The following is a 21,759-nucleotide window of genomic DNA, read 5'->3' on the forward strand; positions in this document are numbered from 1 at the left end:
CCGCCTACCACCAGCTATCGCTGATCGGCGTTTCAGCGGCCGCTATCGCCAAGAAAACCGGGCGCACCAAAACCACCGTGGAAGGGGCACTGAAAGCCAAATCCTCGAACGCCGGAGCCGCCGCCCTCGGCAAGGGATACACCATCGACGAAGCCCTCATCATGGCCGAGTTTGAAGGGAACCAGGACGCGACCGAGGAATTGGAATCCGTCATCGCGGACGAACCCCATCAGCTCCTCCACGTCGCCCAGCAGCTGCGCGACCGCCGCGACAGCGCCGCCGCCCTCGCGACGCTCATCGAGGAACTGGAAGCCCAAGGCATGACCGTCGTGGAGGACGCCGGACACTACGCCGACGAAGAGAACCTGTACGTCTCGGCCGCGAAGCGGGCCGACGGGGAATCGGCCCACGGACGAGGACGCCAACGCCTGCCTGATCAGCACCGACTACCGGGGCCAACACAACGCCAAGCCCGTCATCACCGGCTGGAAGGACCTGGGCTTCACCCCGAGGTACGAACGCTACGACGGCGGCACCCAGACCCAGAAAGGCCCGATGACCGAGGAACAGAAAGTCGAACGGAAGACCCTGATCGCGAACAACCGCGAGATGGAGAGCGTCCTGTTGACTGAACTTCAGAGGCTGATCCGCAGTCTCCAGAGAGGTGGTCATCGTGGACGAAATGCAACTGAAGCTGCTCGAGGGACAGATCGGATTGCCGCGCATCGGCGCGGTCCGTCAAAACGCGACGGGCCTGCTGCCGTACGCAGTGGTCGATGAAGCGGACCGGGAGATCGAGGTGTTCTCGGTATTTCTTAGCGATCTCGTGTTGACGGACATGAGCCCGCTGACGGTGCGTTCGTACGGGAATGACCTGTTGCGCTGGTGGCGGGTGTTGCAGCTGATCGGTGTTCCCTGGGACCAAGCGGGCCGTCTGGAGGTTGAAGTTCTGGTTGGCTGGATGCGCTCGGGCGTGAATCCTCAGCGGCGACAGAACGGGACCCGGCTGATGAACCCCCGGACCGGGAAGCGGCCGCTGGCTGGGGGATATGCGCCATCGACGATTAATCACGCATTGGCTGTTCTTGCTTCGTTCTATGCGTTCCACGCCCGGTTTGGTCGCGGACCCGTGATGAATCCGGTGCCGGAGAGCCCTGGCCGCCGGGCACGGCTGGCGCACCGCAGTCCAATGGAGGAGACGCCGGGGCTGCGCCGTGCGCCGTTGCGGCAGAAGACGGCCGTTTTGGCGCCGCGATCGATTCCGGATGATCTTGTCGATGAGCTGATCGGTGCACTTCGGGACCAGTCGTGACCGGGCGCTCGTGAGCCTTTACTTGTCATCGGGTGCCCGGGCGAGCGAACTACTCGGGGTCAGAGGCGACCAGGTGGACTGGGCCGGGCAGCGCGTCTGGGTTATTTCAAAAGGGTCCCGGGCACTTGAACCGGTTCCTGCCTCACCGGAGTCCTTACAGTATTTGGCGGCGTACTTTCATGAGCACGGCACTCCAGGACGTGGTGAACTGATCTGGCGGGCCCTGCACGGAACGCCGCGACCGCTGAATTATCACGCGGCCCGGCGTGTCCTGCAGCGTGCGAATGCCGTACTTGGGACGGACTGGTCGCTGCACGATCTGCGGCACACGACGATCGACCGGATGGTGTCCGATCCGAAACTGACGCTGCCCGAGGTGATGGCCGTGACCCGCCACCGGCGCGTGTCATCAATGGCACCCTACCTGCGGCCGCGGATAGACGAAGTCTTTCAAAAAGTGCAGGAGCACTTTGCCGCCCCCCGCCCGGAACCGACGCTGACGCCTGTTTACGACGCCGATGACTTCACGGTGGTGTTCGGTGGTTAGGGCTCTCCGACACCCCCAGCAGCGGCAGCTGGAGCCGGCATCTGCTGGCAGGAAGCGGACCCGCAGCGTCATCACCCCCGCTCCGGCAACTCCGCCGGCGGTCCCGCCGCGCCCGCAGGGGGACCTCGACACAGCGACTCTGGAGATGATCAACGGGCTGGTCGATGTGATTTGGCCGAGGTCTCAACCCAGGTGCTCGCTGCGCTGCGCGGGATTGAGGTGGCTGCTCGGCTACCTCGGAGAACACCCTGGCAAGACATGGCAGGAACGGTGGATCGCCTCGGGCCTGAACGACGGCAAGCGCCGGATCAGGGAGTTGAGTACAGGGAATCTCCGTCTGGACGGGGAACTGGGCCATTCGCTCCTGCTCCTGTGCTGCCTTCGCGTGATCAGGCCGTCTTTGGCAGCGTTCCGGGTCAACAGCTTCGTGCGCTACCACGAGCATTTCGAAGCTGCCCAGAACGACCCAGATCTGGAGCGGTTTCTGGCGTTGGTCGACAAGCACGACACCTCGGGGCATTTCAAACGTTGTGCCCGCTTCGATGTTGCCGCGGCGTTGACGACCCAGGGCATTGCTTTCGCCGATCTGAGTCCCGAAGCGCTGCTTCATTACGCGATCGCCACCCGGGAAGGCGGCTGGGGCGCCGGCTACGAGTCCTATGTCGGTCACCTTGCTTGGCGGCTCATGGCAGAATCCGGACACTTCCCCAAGCACGTTCCCGCCACGTTGCGAGGAGCGATGCGGTCCCCGGCCATGACTCCCGCGGAGCTTGTTGACCGGCACAACATCGCCGACCCGGACATTCACGCGCTTTTCGTCGCTTACCTGACCCGCCGCAGCCATGACATCGACTACTCGACGTTGCGGGATATCGCAGGGGACCTCTGCGAGAAGTTCTGGACCGGGCTCCTAAAGGTCAACCCTGTCCAGAAGGACCTCGCCCTTACACCGGAGCACTATGAGAGATGGCGGGCTGTCCTCGAGATCCGCCGCGACGGTAAGCCGCGTCTAAGCGCGCACGCGGTCATGACAAACATCCGGGCCTTCTACCTTGACATCCAAGGCTGGGCAGCGCAGGAACCAGAACGCTGGGCACGGTGGGTGGCACCCTGCCCCATCAGCGGCAGGGAAACCAGGTCGCGGGCGAAAGCGAACCGCAGAGCCAAAGAACGCATGGACGCCCGCATACGCCGGCTTCAACCAGTCCTTCCGGCCTTCGTCGCCGCGGTTACCGCCCGCCGGGACCACTTCCATGACCTCCTGAAGGCAGCGACGGACGCCAAACCAGACCAGGAACTGACCGTCGGAGCCAAGCGCTACCGGCGCCTATTCACCGTTGGTGACGCCCGGCATGCCGAGATCCACGGCCGGGCTAACATCCGGGTACGCGATGAGTCGACCGGACGGAAGATCAACGTCACGTTCACCGAAGATGCCACGTTCTGGCAATGGGCGGCAGTGGAGACCTTGCGGCACCAAGGGCTGCGCTGTGAAGAACTCCTGGAGCTGTCCCAGTTGAGCATCCGGCAGTACGTCCGACCCAACGCTGAAGTCGTGGCCCTGCTGGTTGTTGCCCCCTCCAAAAGCGACCGTGAACGCGTAATCCCGATGACGGCGGAATTGTTCATGTGATCGCAACGATCATCCGCCGCCTCACCCGGAACCGCAGGGACGTGCCGTTAGCGACGCGCTTTGACCAGTACGAGCGAATCACAAGCGACCCCCAGCCCTTCCTTTTCCAACGCACCATCGGACAGCGCACCGAGGTCATTAACCCGGGAACCCTGCGCGATGAACTGGCCAAGCTCAGCGATGCCCTGACCGTCGAACGCCCCGAGCTGACCGGCTGCCGGTTCACCCCGCACGACTTCCGCCGCCTATTCGCCACCGACCTCGTGAACCACGGCCTGCCAATCCACATCGGCGCCGCACTCCTGGGGCACCTGGACGTGCAGACCACCCACGGCTACGTCACCGTCTTCCAAGAAGACGTCATCCGCCACTACCAGACCCACCTCGCCGGCCGCCGTGCCGCCCGCCCCGTCAGGGAATACCGGGCGGCCACCGTGACGGAATGGGACGAGTTCGAGAAGCACTTTGATAAACGCAAGGTTGAGCTTGGTAACTGCGGGCGCCCCTACGCCACACCCTGCGAGCATGAACACGCCTGCATCCGCTGTCCCATGCTCCAAGTTGACCCTGTCATGATCGGGCGCCTGGACGAGATTAGCAGCAAGCATCATCCGGACCCGCGCCAAGTTACTCACGTGACGGAGGATTCGAGCGCTAAAACATAGCCATGGACGACGCAGTGGAGCCGGGTGTCACGCAACCAGGATGTCCCCTCATCGGGGAGGGCCCCGGCTCTTACTGCGGCTCTATTCCGAGGACCAAGATGCATGGCGGCTGGCGCCTGGTTCCCGGACGGGGCTCAGGGTGATTTGGTCATACTTCTGGACAAAACCCTCTAGATTTAGGGGTGAAAAGCCTATGCATTCAGTTGAATGATTGTTAGAATTGAGGTAGCAAGTCAGGCAGTCGAACCTAACCAACGTGATACGAAACCGAGGACTGAAAATGACTCTCACCATCTACACCAAGCCCGCCGGATGCTTTGGCTGTGCCAAGACCAAGCAGAAGTTCGCGGAGGCCGGCATCGCGTTCCACGAGGTGGACGTCACCACCAACGAAGGCGCTTTCGAGTACATCACCGAAGAGCTCGGCTACTCTCAGGTCCCGGTCGTCGTCCACGACAAGGACGGCACGGAGAACCACTGGTCAGGACTGAACCCGGGCGGGATCGAGCAGATCATCACCATCGAATCCGCCGGCCGCCGCGTCCGAGAAGCGTAGAAACCAGCAGAGGAGGAACGTCACCAATGTCAGGCGATACCAGCATTACCGTCATCGGAAACCTCACCACCGACCCCGAGCTGCGGTTCACCCCCGTTTCCCGTGAGTTCGGGAATTCTGAAGGCATTCCGGTCGCGAACTTCACCCTTGCCTCCACGCCCAGGACCTTCGATCGGCAGGCCAACGAATGGGTGGACGGTGAGACATTGTTCCTCCGGGCCAGCATCTGGCGGGACGCAGCCGAGCACGTCGCGGAATCCCTCACCAAAGGCACCCGGGTTATTGTTTCCGGGCTGTTGAAGTCCCGGACCTACGAGACGAAGGAAGGGGAGACTCGGACCGTGATCGAACTCGAAGTCGAAGAAATCGGCCCCTCCCTGCGGTATGCGACCGCGACGGTCACCCGCAGCCGCAGCGCCCGCCAGGGCGTCGTCGATGGCGACGGGGACGACACTTACCGGCCGGTTGGTGAACCTGCAGCGCAGTTCGCGGATGACGACCCATGGTTTGGCAAGGAAGCGAACCCGGCTGGCTGGATCAATGTTCCGGGCCCCGCAGGTGAGCCGGCGTGGTGATGAGCGGTGGGGCCTAAGAAGGTCGCGGCCTTCACGCCGTACTTCACGGAGGAAGAAACCGGCCAGGTCCGCGCGGCGTTCCTCGCCGCCGGCTACCCGGAAGGGTACGCATCCGTGTCGGACCTCATCGTGGCCGCTACGATGCGTGAAGTGAAAAGGCTGCAGCGCCGGCACAACCGGGGCAGGAAATGGGCCCCGGCCCCGGGCGGGGTCCTGCGGCGCGGACAGCGCACCCGTGAGGAAATTCGACTCCGGCATGACGGACCGTAGGTGATGGTAACAAGGCTCAATCACGCCCACGGCCGCTGTTCGGAACCCGGCATGCCCGATCGGAATTGTCGGCATTGATATTCGCCGCACGGTAGGACAGGACATAGGTGACCATGAAGAGACAACCCGCCACGCGCTTGCGTGGACTGCTTGAACCCGCTGCGGCAGAGCTGTATGACTACGTTCTTCAACGACACGCACGTTATGAATCGTGGTTCATGCACCGACCAGGAAGCACCCGCGATGATGCATTCCGGAAGCTCCTTAGAGAAGTGCTGACCGGAGACGGGCGCTCTTCGGGCTGGACCCCCATCCAGTGGATTGATACTGACGTGGCAAAAGCTGCGAACGATCCTGAAACCCGCAGGCTGGCTTGGGAACGACTCGCCGACACCTCAGGAACTGGTTGGGGAGCCCGCATGGCGCGCCGAAACCGTACAGACCTGCTGGTGGAGATAACGGTCTACGCAGTTGGGCTTGTGGCAATCATCGCCGTGTGGCTCTCCCTGGCCCGGGGTGGGTGAGCCGTAGCCACTGAGGGCCGTGCCCAGGAGCTGTCAGCGCTTCTGCTGCCCTACACTCCGCTGTCCCGATTCGGTGCATATGGACGTCGGCCGGTCCCCGAACCGGTTTCTGCCGGGAGCGGGGCAACCATGCCACTTGGCCCGCATGGATGACTTTCCGGGCCCCATCAATGTCGACCTCTCCCAGGCCGGGCGGCGACACTTTCTCCACCCATCCGACAAGGTGCAACTTGAGTTGGTTCAAGGCACGGGGATCGACGCCCTACTGAGCAACATCCCTCGGGCTGGACCGGCATGACCTGGCGCAGGGCATAGCAAAATTCGGCGCGGTCCAAGGACGTTCCGAACCTGCAAGGGGTGGCGCCATTCAGCCGGCGAGGGTTTGGGACTCGCGCCAACGCTGCTACGTCCGGGCATTGTCAGTCGCAGTCATGAGCGAAGGGTGATCGGTTGTTAGATAGCGTTCGGCGGCGGGGACGCTGAGGCCGAAGAGATCGCAGAGCCTGCGGATGTCTTGTGTTGCCTGGGCTTCGTCCAGGATCCGGTCTTCGCGGAGGGCCTGGGCGGACATGCCGAGGGTGCTGTTGATCCAGACGTGGCTGACTTGGGTAGTTCGGACGGCGGTTTGAATGTTGACCAGCAGGTGCGGGTTGATGCTCCCGGGCCATTGGGTGTTCCGGTAGTCCAGCCAGGCGGTGAGGCAGCGGCGGGCCGGCTGCGCCAGCAGCACGGTGCGGTCGGGCAGGTAGAGCCTGCCGTCGCGGACGTCCGTGAGGAGCAGGGCGCGGACTTGCCCGCTGCGCAAAGCGTGGTAGCCGATCAGTGTGGCCAAGGCTGCTTGTGCCGGGCTGTCGGATTCCAGGGCGGTGCGCATTGCGGTTTCGTTGATCGGCAGCGGTGTGCGCGTTTCCGGGCTGCCGGTCTTGGTGTGGGTGGTGGGATCGGTGAAGACGGCCCGTTGGGCCTTAAGGGTGCGGAACAGCGAACGCAGCGCCGATCCCGTCAGTGCCCGGGCACTCCCTTGGGCGGGCAGCGCCCGGTCGATGTCTGCACGGGCTATTTCACGCAAGGAGGTGTGGCCTTCCGCTGCCCACGTCTGAACCGCAGGGAGCGCGGACCGGACGCGAACGCGGATGGTGACCGGTGCGCGCGGTCGGGACCGCGGGGGAGCGGTGCGCCCGTGGATCATCGTGTCGAACCACATCTGAAGTTCCTCGGTGATGGGTCCGGGAAGTCCCATGATCTGGCGGGCGAACCAAGCGACTATCGGAGGTTGCCGGTCGTCCCGAAGCAGACCGGCTGCATCGAGGACGTCCAGGATCGGCTGTCGGTTGTAAGCGGTCGAGTCCAGCTCGGCGACCTCGCTGGCCGCAATGGCCGCGCCGGGTGTGTCCTGTGCGCAGGCCAGGATCAGGAGGCCCTTTCGGGTCGTATTGAGCCGGGTCTTGCTCCATCCATGGGCGCTGGCATGCTCGCGGGCGGCACGATCCAGCAGCCCGGCAAACACGGTATCTGGTGGGACCGGAGGGGTGCTGATGCGTGCGAGTTCCAGGGGAACGTCCATGAGCGTCAGCTGCGCGTGGGCCACTGGATAGTGATGGGGTGGTGTCGACGGAGTTTCCGGACCCGAAGCGGAACGGCCGTTCTGGCGGAACAGATCCACGAAGAACAGCTGCTGCCCGTGGCGGTTCATCTCGATGACGGATGGGCCGGTGCCGTGGGGACGTGCACCGACCGCGGTGCGCCAGCAAAGGCGGCAGAATCCGTCGAGGTTCACTGCCTTGGTTTCGCGGCAGCACTGGCAGGAGCCCGTAGCCTTGAACCGGCGTCGCCAGCCCCGGCAGCCCTCGCACAGCCAGCCGCTCGTGCGTGTGACGCCCCAGCCGAGGCAGTCGACGCAGCTGTCGATTATGTGGGGTGCGAAACGGTGACACCGCCGGCATAACCCGCCGGAAAAATACAGCGTCGTCGCACCGCATTTGCGGCACGGCGGGGGCGTAAACGGGCCTCCCGGCAGGCACTGGTAGCAGTGGGAGTGCCCGGCTGTTGCGACCGGCCTTTCAGAGCATTTTGGGCAGGTACGTGGTGCACTCACGCTGGAGGCAGGGTGCGGTTCCGCCCGAGTCTGGGCGTGACCGTCCCGCCCGCGGCGACGTTGGCCCTGACCGGCCGGCGGGCCGCGACCACCGCGGGTTCACGGATGAGCAGGTCATTCGGCTCGCAGTCCAGGACGTCGCAGACGATGTCGAGGTCGTCCAGCCGGATCGTCGTCGGCGTCCCGGTCCAAAGGGCCGACATCTTTCCCGCACTGATTTCCAGGCCGGCATCGGCCAGCCGTCGACGCAGTTCGGTCGATTTCCAGACGCCTCGTTCAGCTGCCTTCATGCGCAGATTCCAACGCATCAGTTCACCTCGTTCCAGTTCCCCATCGCAGGGCGACTCGGTCGTTGGTTACAGCCCATGCTGCTTCAACATGATTGTCGTGGACATGGATGTAGCGGGTTGTTGTGGAAAGCCATTCATGCCCGAGCAGGTCCTGGATAGCCTTGAGATCAAGTCCACGTTCGTACATCGACGAGGCGCAGAAATGACGCATCCCGTGGGGCGTCAGCCGGCCCGACCAGTCGGGCAGCCAAGTGTTCACGGCCCTGGCGAATCCGGATCTCAATGCGTCGTCACCGGCCCGCCGGTTCCGCCTGAGTTCATGGTCGCGGCGCTCACTGGGCAGCAGCGGCGCGTCCGGGTCGTCCCAGTCGTCGCCGAACTGGTGGCGGACATCGATGAGCCACCAGTTCAGCAGATCATCGACACCATTGATCGCAGGCACCATGCGCGTCTTGGGCCCCCGGCCCATGCTGCCCTTGCCGAAACGTACGTGCAGCTTCCCGCGTTCACCCAAATCGGGCCGCCAGTCGCGGATATCGAGCATGACCGTTTCGTTGATCCGCAGCCCGACGCGGCGCCATAGCGATGCGGCGAGGTAATCGCGGGCAGCGGGCAGATACTTGCGCGACCCCGGTAGCGACTCTCGCCATTCCGTAAACAGTGCTTCCACCTCGCTTCCGGAGGGAGGGACGCGGATCATGCCACCATAGTCAGCCTTTGCCGGCCGGTTGAACTCGTCAACGGGCTGGGCGACCACATGACCGGTGAGCTTATGGATTTCGCCCTGGTATCGGCCCGTCAGGAAATCAAAGAATCGTGCGAGCGTCCCTGCTTTGGAGTGCACGGTGCTCTTGGCCAGCCCCCGCACCTTTCGTTCCCGGTTCAGGAACCTGTCCACGTCCTCCGGCCGGGCGGTCCAGAGATGGTTCCCGAGGAACCGGAGAAACGCGAAAATCACCGAGCGTTCCTGCGTGATGTGGTCATCCGTGATTCCCGAGGCGGCTGCGGCAAGAGCGAACTGATCAACCAGCTCTTGCTCGAAGTCGTCCAGTTCCTGAGGCGACAGAGACCGGCTGGCTATGGCCGGGCGCACGACGGCCAGCTTCACCAAACGTGCCTCACTTCACCCAGACTGAACAATAATCAGGAAAAGGATATATCCTTCAGGAATTCTGACAAAATCTCATTTCTTTGATGATCGGCGGAAATGGCTTGCTGGCCCGGCCAGAGTAGGCGCATGCATACGAGGGACGTTGGGGAACCCACGACAGTTGCGACATCCGGCGGGACGCACGCCAACTACACCATCGCTTCCACGCCCAGGACGTTCGACCGGAAGGCCAACGATTGGGTGGATGGGGAGACGTTGTTCCTGCGGGCCAGCGTCTGGCGGGAGGCGGCCGAGCACGTCGCGGAGTCCCTGACCAAAGGCACCCGGGTGATCGCAACGGGGTTGTTGACGTCCCGCACGTACGAGACGAAGACGGGGGAGACGCGCACCGTGATTGAACTCGAAGTCGAGGAGATCGGCCCGTCCCTGCGGTACGCGGCCGAGGACGTCCACCAGACCCGGGGCGGCCGACCGGATGCTGCGCAAAGCGGAGCCGGGCAGGAGCAACCGCACCCCGCCGAAAGTATGAGCATCAGCAGCCGGGAGTACGCGGACGATGACCCGTGGTTCGGTATCGACGCCAACCCCGGCGGCCGGATCCCCGTTCCGGGCGCAGCAACCGAACCAGCCATCTGACAAGCGGCGACAAAACCGAGTAGTAGGAGTAGTATCACTACTACTACTTTTTCGACGGGAATGCGCATGACCGAGAGCGTGAAAGACCGTGTGTACGCCGCCGCTGAAAAGATCAGCGCCGAGCGGCGCCCAACCGTTTCCACCGTGCGCGCGGCCGCGGGGGTGAGCAATGCCGACGCGACGCGCTACTTGAAGGAGTGGTCCGACGAGCGGCAGGCTGCCGGCAGTCAGCTGGCCGCGACGCCGGCGACGTTACTGGAAGCGGCGGCGCGCCTGGCCGGAACGGCCTGGGCCGAGGCCTCCGGATTGGCGGACGCGCGGCATGCGTCCGTGGAAGCGACATGGGCGCAGGAACGCAAGGACCGGGATGCCGAGATCGCGGAGCTGGTCGCGGACTTGGACCGGCTCACTGAGGAGAAGGACACGGCTGTGTCCGCACTGGCCACGCGGGTCGAGGAGTTGCAGGGCCAGTTGGCGGTCCTCGCCGCCGAGGTGGAGGAATCCCGGGCCACGGAGCGGGCCGTTGCCGCAGAGGCGGCGGAGACCGCAACGAAGCTCGCTGCTGCCGACGCCAGGGACACCGCCATGCAGGCAGCCTACGAGGCTCTGCTGGCACGCATCGCCCCGGCCCGGCCGAGTGCCGCGGACCAGGGTGCTGATCACATTGAGGATCAATGAGCATGAAAAAAATCGCGGCGTTCACTCCCTACTTCACCGAGGACGAGGCCGGGCAGGTCCGAGCCGCGTTCCTGGCCGCCGGGCACGTGGAGGGGGATGTGAGCGTGTCGGACTTCATCGTCCGTGCGACGATGCGTGAAGTGAAACGCCTCCAGCGCAAGCACAACCATGGCAGGAAATGGGAGCCGGCCCCGGCCGGTTCACTCCGCCGCGGGCAGCGCACCAGGGACGAACTGCAACACCGGAACGAGGTCGAATAGAGATGCCCACAAGGATTGAGGACAACGACAATTTCCCCGCGCCCACGAAGGGTCCGGTGTTCCCCAGGATGCTGACACTGGAGCAGGTCCAGGAGGTCCTGAACGTGAAGGGCTCACTCGTCTATTCGCTGGTTCGCAGCGGAGAACTGCCCGCCGGGCAATTCGGTGGAAGGGGTGTGTGGCGGGTTCGGGAGAGTGACCTGATGGCGTACATCGACGCGGCCTTCGCGAAGACCGCCGAGCGCATTGCCGCCGGCCAGGTCCAGGAAGATGACGTCGCGGCCGAAGACTGACCAGCAGCTGAAGAAAGAACGAAGGCCGGCACCTCGAAAAGGTGCTGGCCTTCGCCGTGTCCGCGAACCGGAACTTCCGTGTCGTCTATGGCTAAAAAGAACCGGACCCGACGCGGCAACGACGGCCGGGGAACGGGGCGTCTTGGACCATGGGAGAGTCTGCCGTTGGTGCCCACCTGTGTGTCCAGGCTGTGCATGATCGCCGGTGCGCCGTGGTGATGGATCCTCGCAGGGTTCCCTGGCGGTTGTGTGCAGCCGGTCGGCTGGGTCCCGTCGTCGGGGTGTGTGCGGGAAAAGCCCGGAGGCTTTAGCTTTTGCCGTGCACATGCGGGCGAGGGGCAAGGCTACTGTGCGCTGTGGCTGTCGTCCTCTGTAGGGGCTGCGGCGCTGTCGCTCGTGGCGCGGCTCGATGTCTTCCGGCGGCGTGCTGCGGCGCCGGATTCGAGACCCAGCTTCTTCAGCTCCTCCGGGCTCCATCCGTCCTTGGTGGCGCGCACATAGGCGCGCTTGTCTTCGCGTTCTGCTTCGGCGAGCTGTTCCCGCAGGTCGGTGATCCGCTGCCGGGTCTTGACCAGTGCGGTTACAGACTCGATGCGTGAGTTCAGGAGTGCCTTGGCCTGGTTACGTGTCTGTTCAATATCGATGGTTGCCATGCGTTCAGCCTAGCCCGCCGGTACGACCTATGACGGGCAATTTCCATGCGCGCCGGTATCGCCGGCCTTGCAGGACCGCTGACTTACTGAAACGGGCAGGCAAACGGCAAAAAGGACTGAGCAATTTCCATGCGCGCCGGTATCGCCGGCCTTGCTGGACCGCTGACTTACTGCAACGGGCAGGCAAACGGCAAAAAGGACTGAGCAATGTCCATGCGCGCCGGTATCGCCGGCCTTGCAGGACCGCTGACTTACTGAAACGGGCAGGCAAACGGCAAAAAGGACTGAGCAATTTCCATGCGCGCCGGTATCGCCGGCCTTGCAGGACCGCTGACTTACTGAAACGGGCAGGCAAACGGCAAAAAGTACTGAGCAAGCTGGTAACTTAGCACGGCTAAGTTGGCTCGATCCTCGACTTGTCGTCTCGGATTTGGCACACTTGTCAGTGTGGTCCCCGGGTTTACGGGTTCGCTGCGCTGGCAATTACGAAGGGCGGGACAAGTGAGTGAAGGCAACGGCTTCGCCGGTTGGAAGTCCCGTCGCCGCCGGGCCAATGTTCACGGCGGTCGGATGCACCGCCACGAGGTCAAGGTCAGTCCGGAGGAGGAAGCCCAGCTTCTCGCCCTGGCGGAAAAGCACCGCGTGACCATCCCGCGACTCTTGATCGAGGCCGCGCTCAGCGAGGGCACAGAGAATCCATCGGAGCGGCGCGATCAGTTCATGCAGCTCTCAACGCTGCAACGTCTCGTCGGTACCGTGGCGAACAACATCAACCAGATCGCCAAGCACGCGAATGCGACGGGCGAAGTGCCGGCAGAGGCTGCCGCTTCCATCGCCCACGCACGGGCTGTCATCATCCGGATCGACCGTCAGCTCGCCGACATGGCCGGGCGGTAAGTTCACCGTGATTCCGAACATTACCCAGGGCGACCGCATGGCGGGTCTGATGATCTACCTCGCGGGCCCGGGACGTGCAAACGAACACGAAGAACCGCACCTCGTTGCCGGCGATTCGGCACTCATGGCCTGGCACGACGACAACGAGCTGAACCGCGACGCTGCCCTCGATATTGCCAACGCACTCGACCGGGCCAAGCAGTTTTTCGAAACCGAAGTAGACGGCGGACACGTCTTCCACTGCTCACTGAGTTTGGCCGCGGAAGAAGGCCAGCTCAGCGACGAGCGATGGGGTGCGATCGCGAACGATTTCATGAAGGAAATGGACTTCACCGAGGACGGCGGCAAGGCCCCCGCCCGGTGGGTCGCCGTCCGCCACGGGCTGAGCAAGAACGGCAACGACCACATCCACATCGTGGCCAGCATGGTCCGGGACGACGGCACCAAATGGAACAGCTGGAAGAGCAAGTACAAGTCCCAGCAGGCGGCCAGGACACTGGAGAAGAAGTACGGACTGAACGCTGTCGGGACCCTGCGTGCCGAGCGCGGATTCACCCCGGCTGAACAGTCTAAAGCCATCCGACAGGGACTGCCGGAAGTCGAGCGCCACAGCCTCGCCCGCAAGGTGCGCACCTGCGCCGGAGCGTCGACAGATGAGGCAGAGTTCATCCGCCGCGCACGCCAGGAGGGAATGCTCGTGCGCCCCCGCTACGAAGCCGGCCGTACCGAGGTCGTGACCGGCTACTCCGTGGCCGAACGCCCCCGCAAGGGAGAGCGAGCCGTGTGGTTTGGCGGCAACTCTCTGGGACGTGACCTGGCGTTGCCCAAGCTCCGGGCTGAGTGGGAGAGCACCCCGGAGTCAGCGGCTTCCGCTGTCGCGGAATGGAACGCTGCGGCGCGCAACCGCCGGCCGGTAAGCCCTGGCCGGGAGACGCTGCAGCCATCGGCCGCGCTGTGGAGCAAGTACGCCAATGACGTCAGTTCCCTCCGGGAGAAACTGGCCACCACCCCGCATGATGATTACGCCGCCTGGGCGCAGGCAGCCCGCGAGACATCGGCGGCGTTCGGTGCCTGGTCCAAGCGGATTGAACCGACGCCGGGACCGCTGGCGGACGCCGCCAGAGAACTCGCCAAGTCCGCCCAGCTGCGCCGTTACCCGTCACGCCCGGCAGTGTCCTTGCCGTCCGCACGCGGGGCCACCATGATCCTCCTGGCCGCCACGTCCAAGAGCGACCGCGCCGCCTATGCCCTCATGTTCCGGCAGCTCGCCCAGACAGCAAGAGCCATCCACGACATGCACAAGGCCACCGACGATCTGCGCCGTGTCCGGGGTCTTGCCACAGCCGTCCGGGCGGCCAGCAAGGTTGTCGAAGCCAGCGCCACCGCCCAGACAATCCAGGCGCAGCCGCTGTCGATGGAGACGCTGCGCCAACAGCACCCGGAAGCTTCCGAGGAAGCCCTTAGATCGAGGCTGCTGGTCGAACGTTCACGCGGCGGGTCACCGCTGCCTCCCGTTTTGACCAGACCGGATGCAGCGCAGCTGCACGGAGCCGAGTCGCGGGCCGAAGAGACCCGCCGGCAGAACAATCCAGGCATCGAGCGATAGGGGAAGAGCATGAGCGAAGCAGACGGAATGGAAGATGCAGTGGACGGGGCGATGCGGACCGGGCTGATGGTGGCCAGCCGCATCGGAGAGCAGCTTGCCAGAATGCGCGAACAGGAACAGCGCACCATCGCCGCAGCAGAGGAACAACGAGCCCGGGAGCTGCAGGAACGCTTTGACGCCCAGCGCGCTGCGGCCCGGGCCCAGCTGGCACCGGCCGGCCGCGAGGACTGGTGGGAAAAAGCCACTCCCGAAATGATCGAACGGGTTCACGAGACCGCCACGGCATGGAAGGCCTGCGACCCCGAGGCTGCCCAGGCATCCGAGAAAATCAGGGACCAGATGCAGAGCCGTTACGGCATCGACGTGAACAACACCGGAGCGGACGAGGCATCCGTTTCCGCGGCCCTCGCCCGGGCACAGCAGACCCGATCCGAAGCCGAAAATGAACGGACCAAAGCATCGGCCGCGCGCACCGATGAAGTAGTGGCCGGCGCAGCCGTTGCCGGCGCCAACCGACAGGACCGGGAAGCAAGGGGCGGACCGGCATGGGACTCCGCCGAACGACGCCAGCAGCTGGCCGAAGGCCTGGAAGGCAGGGGCGACCGCGAAGCCGTAAACTCGCGGCTCTTGGCAGATAAGCACCAGGGCACCCACCCCTCGGCCGCCGTTGCGCAGAAACCATCGCTGGCCAAGACATCAAAGATGGCCAAGCAAAGCGGCAAAGGCAGGACACTGGAACGCGGAGGACTCGAACGCTGAGTCTCGTAGTCACCAAAAAGGAGGACCGCCAACGGCGGTCCTCCTTTTTTTGTTTGCCAGGACCCGCACATCTTGGAGAGCGGCCGCACACCTACCAGGTGACCCCTCGGAGCCAGCCGCTGTCGGGGCTGCAAATTTTGGGAACCAACCGCACACCTACTAGATGACAGGGCCACGTAGAGGGCCAAAGCTCAACCCGAAAGACTGACCATGACCTACATGGGGTGAATCTTCTATATCTGTCAAGCTGCGATTGGGATCGCTTCAGTAGCAGCGTGGAGTGCATTCAGGGCGCGGTAAAGATGGCGGGCCAGGTACCGCTTGAGGCACCGCCGGATCTCGCGTGTGCTCTTGCCTTCAGATTTCCTGCGTTCCATGTAGGCACGGGTAGCGGGATCATGGACCGTTCTAACGACCGTGGCCAAATGTAGGGCTCTGTTCAGACGTCTGTCACCGCCCCGATTTAGCCTGTGCCGAGTGGTGTTTCCCGAGGATGCGGGAATCGGGCCTACTCCAGCGAGAGCGGCGAAAGCGGCCTCAGAACGCACCCGGCCCAAATGCGACCACGACCTCAATCAGTCCTCCCTCATCACGGGCAGCGCCGAGGAGCTGATGCACGGCCACGAGGATGCAGCCAGGGACGGCATCGAGAAGGCCGGAGACTTCATCGGTGACAAAACCGGTGATAAGTTCAAGGACCAGATCGACGGCGCCGAGAATGCGGCCTCCAGCTTCGTGGACGGACTCGGCGGCAACGCTGCCTCCGGCGAAGTAACGCCGAACCAGTAGGCCTTGAAGCCTACGCCCTATGGATTGCGTCAAAGCGACGCCGGTCCTGCCAAGAGGTGGCGCCGGCTTACTTTGCGCTTTATCACCACATGAACAGGAACTCCCCTCCCATGCAGCACAACGCCAATGCCGCCCCAACAACGCGTGCAGAACCCGCCTCCAGGCACCCCGCGTCCGAGCAGGGCATCTCCCGCCAGGTGGTGGCCGGCGTCGTCACGGCATTGGTGGGCTTTACATCATCGTTCGCCGTGGTTCTGGCGGGGCTAAAGGCCGTGGGCGCCACGGACGCGCAGGCCGCCTCCGGCCTGCTTGCCCTGACCGTCACCTTCAGCCTGGGCGTGCTGCTGCTTTCCTGGCGCAGCAAGGTGCCTGTGACGCTGGCCTGGTCCACGCCCGGTGCGGCGCTGCTGGCCAGCACGGGAATGGTCGACGGCGGCTGGCCCGCCGCCGTGGGCGCGTTCCTCGCCGTGGGGGCCATGATCGTGCTGACGGGGCTGGTTCCCGCTCTGGGGACGCTGATCGGCCGGATTCCGGTGGCACTGGCCCAGGCCATGCTCGCCGGGGTGCTGCTCTCGCTCTGCCTGGCGCCGTTCAAAGCCCTGGGGCCCACCCCCCTGCTGGTGGCGCCCGTGGTCATCAGCTGGCTGGTGGTGATGAAGCTGGCCTCGCGCTGGGCGGTACCGGTGGCGTTGGCCGTGGCACTGGCCGTCATTGGCATCTACCTGCTGGCGACCGGGGCCAGCCTGGCCGGCGCGCCGCTGCTGCCGGCCTTCGAATGGACCACGCCGGGCTTTAGCCTGCAGGGATTGGCCGGCATCGCGCTGCCGCTGTTCATCGTCACCATGGCGTCGCAGAACATTCCGGGCGTGGCCGTGTTGAAATCCTTCGGCTTCACCACGCCCTGGAAATCCTCCATGGTGGTCACCGGCGTGGGCACGGCGCTGGGTGCACCGTTTGGCGGGCACGCCATCAACCTGGCTGCGCTCAGCGCGGCCCTGGCCGCGGGCGAGGAGGCGGGCCATGATCCGAAGCGGCGCTGGATTGCCGCCTTCAGCTCCGGCTGCGCCTATCTGGTGCTCGCGGCCACCTCGGCGGCGCTGGTGAGCCTCGTGGCCGCGGCCCCGGCCGGGCTGGTGGAGGCCGTCGCCGGGCTAGCGCTTCTGGGCACCCTGGCCTCGGCGATTGCCGCGGCACTGCACGATCCGCACGAGCGCATTGGCGCCGTCGTGACCTTCCTGATGGCCGCCTCGGGGCTCAGCTTTGCCGGCATCGGCGCGGCCTTCTGGGCCTTGCTCGCCGGGCTCCTGGTGCGCTGGGTGCTGGCCAGCCGGCACAGGGAACCCCTCCATTCCGCCGGAGCGTCCATCGGTGCGGCCGCCGAGGCGGAGGCCGACGCCGCGGCCGGCTCCCGCGCAGCCGCCGGAAGACCCGCCTAGGTGGCCCGGGTGTAGAGGTCGTCGAGCCAAATACCTGTGGTGCTGGTAGACGGTCGGGCACAGCACATCTGTCACGTTGAGCCGACCTGCGTGGCTCCGGTCGAGCGGATCAGCCAATCAAAAACGGTGACGGCAACAACAACTCAGACAACCAAGATCGTAAGGACTCCGGGAACTGAAACACCCGCAGCTCGCAGGCCTGTGACCGCCAGCACAGCAGCACTCCGAGACACGCCCCCCGGCCAGCCGCCGGGTGGCGTTTCTGTTCAGCCGTCGACGGGCCCGGTGTCCGGTTGACGGGCCTGTTGGCTGCCGCTACAGCCGCCTTCCGTGCACCCGAGAGAACATACGGCATTTAGGGTTGGTCTATGAACTTATGACTATGACAGGTTTGGATGGCCCCGGTAGGACGGGGTTATTTCTGGCCCCACTTCGTGACTCGCCGGGCAGCTTGTGACGGTTATATGTGGCCCCGCCTTCAACGTTGGATTCATCAGTGGATGGATGCGGCGGAAGGCTGGTCTGGATGGAGTCGAGAGTGGAGTTGTTCGCGCTGATTCGAAGGGCGGCCAGACACAAAGTTCACCCGCGGACGGTGCGGCAGGCTCTGGAATCAGCCACCCCTCCGCCACGCAAGCCAAGACAAGTCGTGGCCCGGCGGCTGGAGTCGTTCAAAGCGGCGATCGACGCGATGCTGATCGAGGACACCACCGCGCCGCGAAAGCAGCGCCATACCGCCCGCCGGATCCTGGCCCGGCTCATTGAGGAGCACGACGCGGAGGAGCTGTCGTATTCGACCGTGCGTGACTATGTTCGGGTCCGCCGGGCCCAGATCGATGTGGAGGCTGGCCGCCGGGTGGAGGTTTTCGTCCCGCAGGAGCATGCCCCGGGCGCCTGGCGCGCCTGGTTGTGGTCTACGGGCCTTCTGGTTCTTTTCCCGCGGGTTCCCGAAGGACTGGTTCCAGGACGACGAGCGTGAACCGGGCGGTGATTGGAGCCGATGTCTGCTCATTGTCAGGTTGGCTCCAGGCGTAGGTGTGCGGCAGAGTTCCGGTGAATGAGGCGGAATCCCCGGTGTTCAGGATTTCGGTGTGATCCCCGACGGTCAGCCGCACCGCGCCCTCACGGACCTGGATGAGTTCGCGGGTTCCGGGCGTGTGCGGTCCGCCGTCATAGCTGTCGCCGGGTTCCAGGGTCCAGTCCCAGAGTTCCACGACGTTCGGCGGAGCGGTTCCGGCGACCAGCCGGGCGTGGCCCCCGGAGTGTCCTTGCCAGAGAACCGGAGCGTGGCGATTCCGGGTGACTGCCAGGTTGGGTTCGTTCGTGACAGCCATGAGCTGGGGTAGCCCAAAGCCCAGGGCGTCGGAGAGGGCGAGAAGGGAGGCAATGGTGGGGTTGGATTGTCCCTGCTCGACCTGCACCAGCATCCGGCGGCTCACGCCGGCCCGCTCCGCGAGGTGGTCAAGGTTCCAACCCTGGGCCAGGCGTGCAGTCCGCACGGCCTTCCCTATTGCCGCTGTCATGCCTTCGAGGTCCATTCCCTCATGCTAACCTTCCAATAGTGCATTAAGATGCACTATTGGTTTCCCTGGGGTTGCACCGACGTGCGGTCCGGGCAATGGATTGGATATCTCAATGGGTATTGCCCTGTCACTGGCGGCATCGCTTCTGTGGGGCACGGCCGACTTCCTCGCCGGGAAGGCCTCGCGCCGCCTGCCGCTGCTGACAGTCATGCTTTTCAGTCAGCTGGCCGGTCTCCTTGGGCTGGTCCTCGTTGCGGCCTTCGGCCGGCACCTTGATCTCGGAGCCGTCGGCTGGGGAGTCGCCGCCGGCGTCACGAGCCTGGGCAGCCTCGCCTGCTTCTATCGGGCCCTCGCCGTCGGGACGATGAGCATCGTCGCCCCGATTGTCGCCACGTCCGCCGCTGTTCCTGTTATCGGGGGATTTCTCATCGGCGAACGTCCGGGGCCGGTGGCCGTCGGCGGGATCGTCCTCGCTCTGGTCGGGGTGGTGCTGGCAAGCCGCCAAAGGACCGGTGCGCCGATCCGGGACCATCGTCTGAGCGTGGGGCTGGCCGTCGCCGCGGCCTTCTTCCTCGGCCTCCAGCTGGTCTTCCTCCATCAGGCAGGCCAAATCGATGCCCTTACAGGGGTTTCCGCCAGCAGGTTTACCAGCGTTGCGGTTTTCGCCCTGATCGCTGTGGTCCTCCGGCCGGCGGTATCAATCCGTCAGCTGCCCGGAGTTGCCCTCATCGGCGTGCTCGATACCGCAGCCAACCTCGCTTTCACCCTTGCCACACTCAACGGGGCACTCTCCTCCGTCGCCATCCTCAGCAGCCTTTATCCGCTGGTCACGGTGGGGCTTGCCTATGTCCAGCTTCACGAACGGCTCTCCCGCACCCAACTCGCCGGCGTCGCCGCGGCCCTCACCGGTGTCCTCTTCATTGTCAGCTAACACCAGAAACGGCAGGCCGGGGCCCGTCTCCGGTCGCACCCGTTCAGTAGCAGCGTGGAGTGCATTCAGGGCGCGGTAAAGATGGCGGGCCAGGTACCGCTTGAGGCACCGCCGGATCTCGCGTGTGCTCTTGCCTTCAGATTTCCTGCGTTCAGCGTAGGCGCGGGTAGCGGGGTCATGGACCGTTCTGACGACCCGTGGCCAAATGCAGGGCTCTGTTGAGGCGTCTGTCACCGCCCCGGTTTAGCCGGTGCCTAGTGGTGTTTCCCGAGGATGCGGGAATCGGGCTTACTCCAGCGAGAGCGGCGAAGGCGGCCTCGGATCGCAGTCGGCCCAGATGCGACCACGCCGTGTAAACGACTGCGGCGGTGACAGGACCAATACCGGTCTCCTCGAGCAAGGGAGCGGCAGGGCTAGCTTCGAGGAGCTCGGTGGTACGGGCGTGGTTGTCCTTGAGCTCGGAATCAAGAGCGGTGATGCGTTTGGCGAGCCGGAGAGCCTCGGCCCGGGCGGTGGCAGCGGCAAGGGGCTCATCGCGGACGCGCCAGTGAGAGATCTCAGTGATTTTGGTATCGGTGAGGGGTCTGCGTGCGTCGACGCCAAGATCGACAGTGCGCAAGAGGGCAGTGAGGGCGTTGACCTTCGCAGTGCGCTCGATCGTCATCTGCTCCCGCGTTGAGACCAAGACTCGCAGTGCAGCACGGACGCCATCGTCGTGTCGGGGATTGCGCAACTGGGATTGTTCGAGCTCGAGAACTGACGCGGCGATCGCGCCAGCGTCCAACGGATCGGATTTCCCTGCCCCGCGACGTGCTGATGCGTAGGCCCTGACCCTGGGTGCTTCCACCACGCGGTATCCAGTCCGCGCGACCGTGCCGGCGAGCAGTGCCCCGTAGCTTCCGGTCCCTTCGATGGCCCAGAGGGCTTCAAGGTCGCCTCCAGCGCGGCGGGATGCCCAGGCGATCGCGCGTCCTGCCCGCGTGGGTGTTGGGGAACGCTTCGGTTCCCAAATGTGCGCCGTTGGCAGCAAGCACGGCATAGGTATGGGTGCGGGCGTGGGTATCCACGCCAATGACGAACGGGTAGAAATGTGCGACGGTGCTCATCATGGCCGAGGTTCCTTTCTCATTACCGGCAGATGCTTTGGCCGCGGTGCGGCCAGCGTCAGCCCGTGGGAAGGTCACGCCGAGGCAGTCCTGTGATGGGCCACAACCCGCAAGGGGGCTGGGCAATCTTCTAATCAAGCCTTCGGTGTGGGCCGGGAAGGTGCCGGTCGCTTCGTTCCAGACGGACGATTCACCCCAAAGGCACCCAACGGGGCCAGGCTTGTGATGAGTCACGACCAGAGCAGAGCGACCAATGCCAACCCTGCCAGCCGGTCACAGACCAGCCAAACCAAGACTCACAGGCTGTGAAAAAGTGAAATATCCGACGCTAGCGCGATATTCCAACAGAATCGGTCCCAGCCTTGAGCCCTACAACCGGGCGCAGTTCTTGGTCAGCGGCGACGGTTTTGCAGGCGTGGTGTATCGCGAAGGGAAGTACCCGTTACTTTGGCGCGTACACGACAACCGTTACCAGCGAACCCCTGGATTCCCGGGGTTAGGGCTTGCCAGTAAATAACACGCGGTTATGGTGTTTTGGCGGGTTGGAGGGTGTAGTTCCAGTCGCCGTGGAATTCATGGCGGGTGATGGGCAGGGCTGCCATCTGGGTATCGCT

At 64.5% G+C, this 21,759-nt stretch carries 22 protein-coding genes and 4 pseudogenes; 19 read left to right on the plus strand and 7 right to left on the minus strand.

Annotated elements, in window-relative coordinates:
* The 8 genes and pseudogenes from J9611_RS13380 to J9611_RS13415 form a co-directional block, all read left to right on the plus strand.
* Positions 1-618: pseudogene (locus J9611_RS13380) on the plus strand (ParB/RepB/Spo0J family partition protein); the annotation flags it as partial.
* Between the two features lie 55 nt (positions 619-673).
* Positions 674-1,312 (plus strand): site-specific integrase, encoded by a 639-nt coding sequence (locus J9611_RS13385; RefSeq protein WP_211880839.1) that lies wholly within the window; start codon positions 674-676, stop codon positions 1,310-1,312.
* A 10-nt stretch (positions 1,313-1,322) separates the two neighbouring features.
* On the plus strand, positions 1,323-1,859 hold the full coding sequence (locus tag J9611_RS13390) for a tyrosine-type recombinase/integrase (protein ID WP_211880840.1): 537 nt from the start codon (positions 1,323-1,325) through the stop codon (positions 1,857-1,859).
* A 214-nt stretch (positions 1,860-2,073) separates the two neighbouring features.
* Complete coding sequence (locus J9611_RS13395) at positions 2,074-3,492, plus strand: hypothetical protein (protein WP_211880841.1); 1,419 nt, start codon at positions 2,074-2,076, stop codon at positions 3,490-3,492.
* The gene (locus tag J9611_RS13400) at positions 3,489-4,157 is read left to right on the plus strand and encodes a tyrosine-type recombinase/integrase (RefSeq protein WP_211880842.1); all 669 of its coding nucleotides are present in this window, start codon (positions 3,489-3,491) and stop codon (positions 4,155-4,157) included. Before J9611_RS13395 ends, J9611_RS13400 begins: the two co-directional genes overlap by 4 nt.
* A gap of 280 nt (positions 4,158-4,437) precedes the next feature.
* Entirely contained in the window at positions 4,438-4,713 is a 276-nt protein-coding gene (locus J9611_RS13405) for a glutaredoxin family protein (protein WP_211880843.1), read from the plus strand.
* A 26-nt stretch (positions 4,714-4,739) separates the two neighbouring features.
* Positions 4,740-5,288, plus strand: coding sequence for a single-stranded DNA-binding protein (locus tag J9611_RS13410; RefSeq protein WP_211880845.1), 549 nt, complete (start codon positions 4,740-4,742; stop codon positions 5,286-5,288).
* A 6-nt stretch (positions 5,289-5,294) separates the two neighbouring features.
* Positions 5,295-5,558: a ParB family protein gene (locus tag J9611_RS13415; RefSeq protein WP_211880847.1), complete on the plus strand. Its 264-nt coding sequence runs from the start codon at positions 5,295-5,297 to the stop codon at positions 5,556-5,558.
* 927 nt (positions 5,559-6,485) lie between these two features.
* Here the strand turns inward: J9611_RS13415 and J9611_RS13420 are convergent.
* The 3 genes from J9611_RS13420 to J9611_RS13430 form a co-directional block, all read right to left on the minus strand.
* A complete protein-coding gene (locus J9611_RS13420; RefSeq protein ID WP_211880849.1) occupies positions 6,486-7,859 on the minus strand; it encodes a hypothetical protein in 1,374 nt (457 codons plus the stop codon).
* A 314-nt stretch (positions 7,860-8,173) separates the two neighbouring features.
* Complete coding sequence (locus J9611_RS13425; protein ID WP_372447790.1) at positions 8,174-8,467, minus strand: helix-turn-helix domain-containing protein; 294 nt, start codon at positions 8,465-8,467, stop codon at positions 8,174-8,176.
* Between the two features lie 22 nt (positions 8,468-8,489).
* On the minus strand, positions 8,490-9,575 hold the full coding sequence (locus J9611_RS13430; RefSeq protein WP_211880851.1) for a tyrosine-type recombinase/integrase: 1,086 nt from the start codon (positions 9,573-9,575) through the stop codon (positions 8,490-8,492).
* 129 nt (positions 9,576-9,704) lie between these two features.
* Here J9611_RS13430 and ssb point away from each other — a divergent pair, with 129 nt between their 5' ends.
* The 4 genes from ssb to J9611_RS13450 all read left to right on the plus strand — a co-directional run bounded on the left by ssb (position 9,705) and on the right by J9611_RS13450 (position 11,445).
* Positions 9,705-10,214, plus strand: a complete 510-nt coding sequence (gene ssb, locus J9611_RS13435; protein WP_211880852.1) for a single-stranded DNA-binding protein — start codon at positions 9,705-9,707, stop codon at positions 10,212-10,214.
* A gap of 66 nt (positions 10,215-10,280) precedes the next feature.
* Entirely contained in the window at positions 10,281-10,892 is a 612-nt protein-coding gene (locus tag J9611_RS13440) for a DNA-binding protein (protein WP_211880853.1), read from the plus strand.
* Positions 10,889-11,152 (plus strand): ParB family protein, encoded by a 264-nt coding sequence (locus tag J9611_RS13445; RefSeq protein WP_211880854.1) that lies wholly within the window; start codon positions 10,889-10,891, stop codon positions 11,150-11,152. Before J9611_RS13440 ends, J9611_RS13445 begins: the two co-directional genes overlap by 4 nt.
* Positions 11,153-11,154: 2 nt before the next feature.
* Entirely contained in the window at positions 11,155-11,445 is a 291-nt protein-coding gene (locus J9611_RS13450; RefSeq protein ID WP_211880855.1) for a helix-turn-helix domain-containing protein, read from the plus strand.
* 344 nt (positions 11,446-11,789) lie between these two features.
* Here the strand turns inward: J9611_RS13450 and J9611_RS13455 are convergent, their stop codons facing one another.
* Positions 11,790-12,098 carry a hypothetical protein gene (locus tag J9611_RS13455; RefSeq protein WP_211880857.1) on the minus strand — a complete coding sequence of 103 codons (309 nt, stop codon included), beginning with the start codon at positions 12,096-12,098 and terminating at the stop codon, positions 11,790-11,792.
* A gap of 501 nt (positions 12,099-12,599) precedes the next feature.
* Between J9611_RS13455 and J9611_RS22540 the strand changes: the two genes are divergently transcribed.
* The 3 genes from J9611_RS22540 to J9611_RS13470 are packed head-to-tail and all read left to right on the plus strand — an operon-like array spanning position 12,600 to position 15,360.
* Positions 12,600-12,995 carry a plasmid mobilization protein gene (locus J9611_RS22540; RefSeq protein WP_307857103.1) on the plus strand — a complete coding sequence of 132 codons (396 nt, stop codon included), beginning with the start codon at positions 12,600-12,602 and terminating at the stop codon, positions 12,993-12,995.
* 7 nt (positions 12,996-13,002) lie between these two features.
* Positions 13,003-14,601 (plus strand): relaxase/mobilization nuclease domain-containing protein, encoded by a 1,599-nt coding sequence (locus J9611_RS13465; protein WP_211880859.1) that lies wholly within the window; start codon positions 13,003-13,005, stop codon positions 14,599-14,601.
* Between the two features lie 9 nt (positions 14,602-14,610).
* Positions 14,611-15,360, plus strand: a complete 750-nt coding sequence (locus J9611_RS13470) for a hypothetical protein (protein WP_211880861.1) — start codon at positions 14,611-14,613, stop codon at positions 15,358-15,360.
* A gap of 242 nt (positions 15,361-15,602) precedes the next feature.
* Here the strand turns inward: J9611_RS13470 and J9611_RS13475 are convergent.
* Positions 15,603-15,929, minus strand: a pseudogene (locus J9611_RS13475) (transposase); the annotation flags it as partial.
* Between the two features lie 43 nt (positions 15,930-15,972).
* On the opposite strand from J9611_RS13475, the gene J9611_RS22775 reads away from it, so the two are divergent.
* From J9611_RS22775 to J9611_RS13490, 3 genes and pseudogenes are all read left to right on the plus strand, one after another.
* A complete protein-coding gene (locus J9611_RS22775; protein ID WP_211880863.1) occupies positions 15,973-16,149 on the plus strand; it encodes an antitoxin in 177 nt (58 codons plus the stop codon).
* Positions 16,150-16,259: 110 nt separating this feature from the next.
* A complete protein-coding gene (locus tag J9611_RS13485; RefSeq protein ID WP_211880865.1) occupies positions 16,260-17,585 on the plus strand; it encodes a benzoate/H(+) symporter BenE family transporter in 1,326 nt (441 codons plus the stop codon).
* A 526-nt stretch (positions 17,586-18,111) separates the two neighbouring features.
* Positions 18,112-18,480, plus strand: a pseudogene (locus tag J9611_RS13490) (IS21 family transposase); the annotation flags it as partial.
* 19 nt (positions 18,481-18,499) lie between these two features.
* Here J9611_RS13490 and J9611_RS13495 read toward each other — a convergent pair.
* Positions 18,500-19,123, minus strand: a complete 624-nt coding sequence (locus tag J9611_RS13495; protein WP_211880867.1) for a helix-turn-helix domain-containing protein — start codon at positions 19,121-19,123, stop codon at positions 18,500-18,502.
* A gap of 97 nt (positions 19,124-19,220) precedes the next feature.
* Here J9611_RS13495 and J9611_RS13500 point away from each other — a divergent pair, with 97 nt between their 5' ends.
* Positions 19,221-20,039: a DMT family transporter gene (locus J9611_RS13500; protein WP_211880868.1), complete on the plus strand. Its 819-nt coding sequence runs from the start codon at positions 19,221-19,223 to the stop codon at positions 20,037-20,039.
* 51 nt (positions 20,040-20,090) lie between these two features.
* Here J9611_RS13500 and J9611_RS13505 read toward each other — a convergent pair.
* Positions 20,091-21,145 (minus strand): annotated as a pseudogene (locus tag J9611_RS13505) (IS110 family RNA-guided transposase); the annotation flags it as partial.
* Positions 21,146-21,759 lie beyond the last annotated feature (614 nt).

It is taken from the genome of Pseudarthrobacter albicanus (genome assembly GCF_018224015.1).
Taxonomy (GTDB): Bacteria; Actinomycetota; Actinomycetes; order Actinomycetales; family Micrococcaceae; genus Arthrobacter; species Arthrobacter albicanus.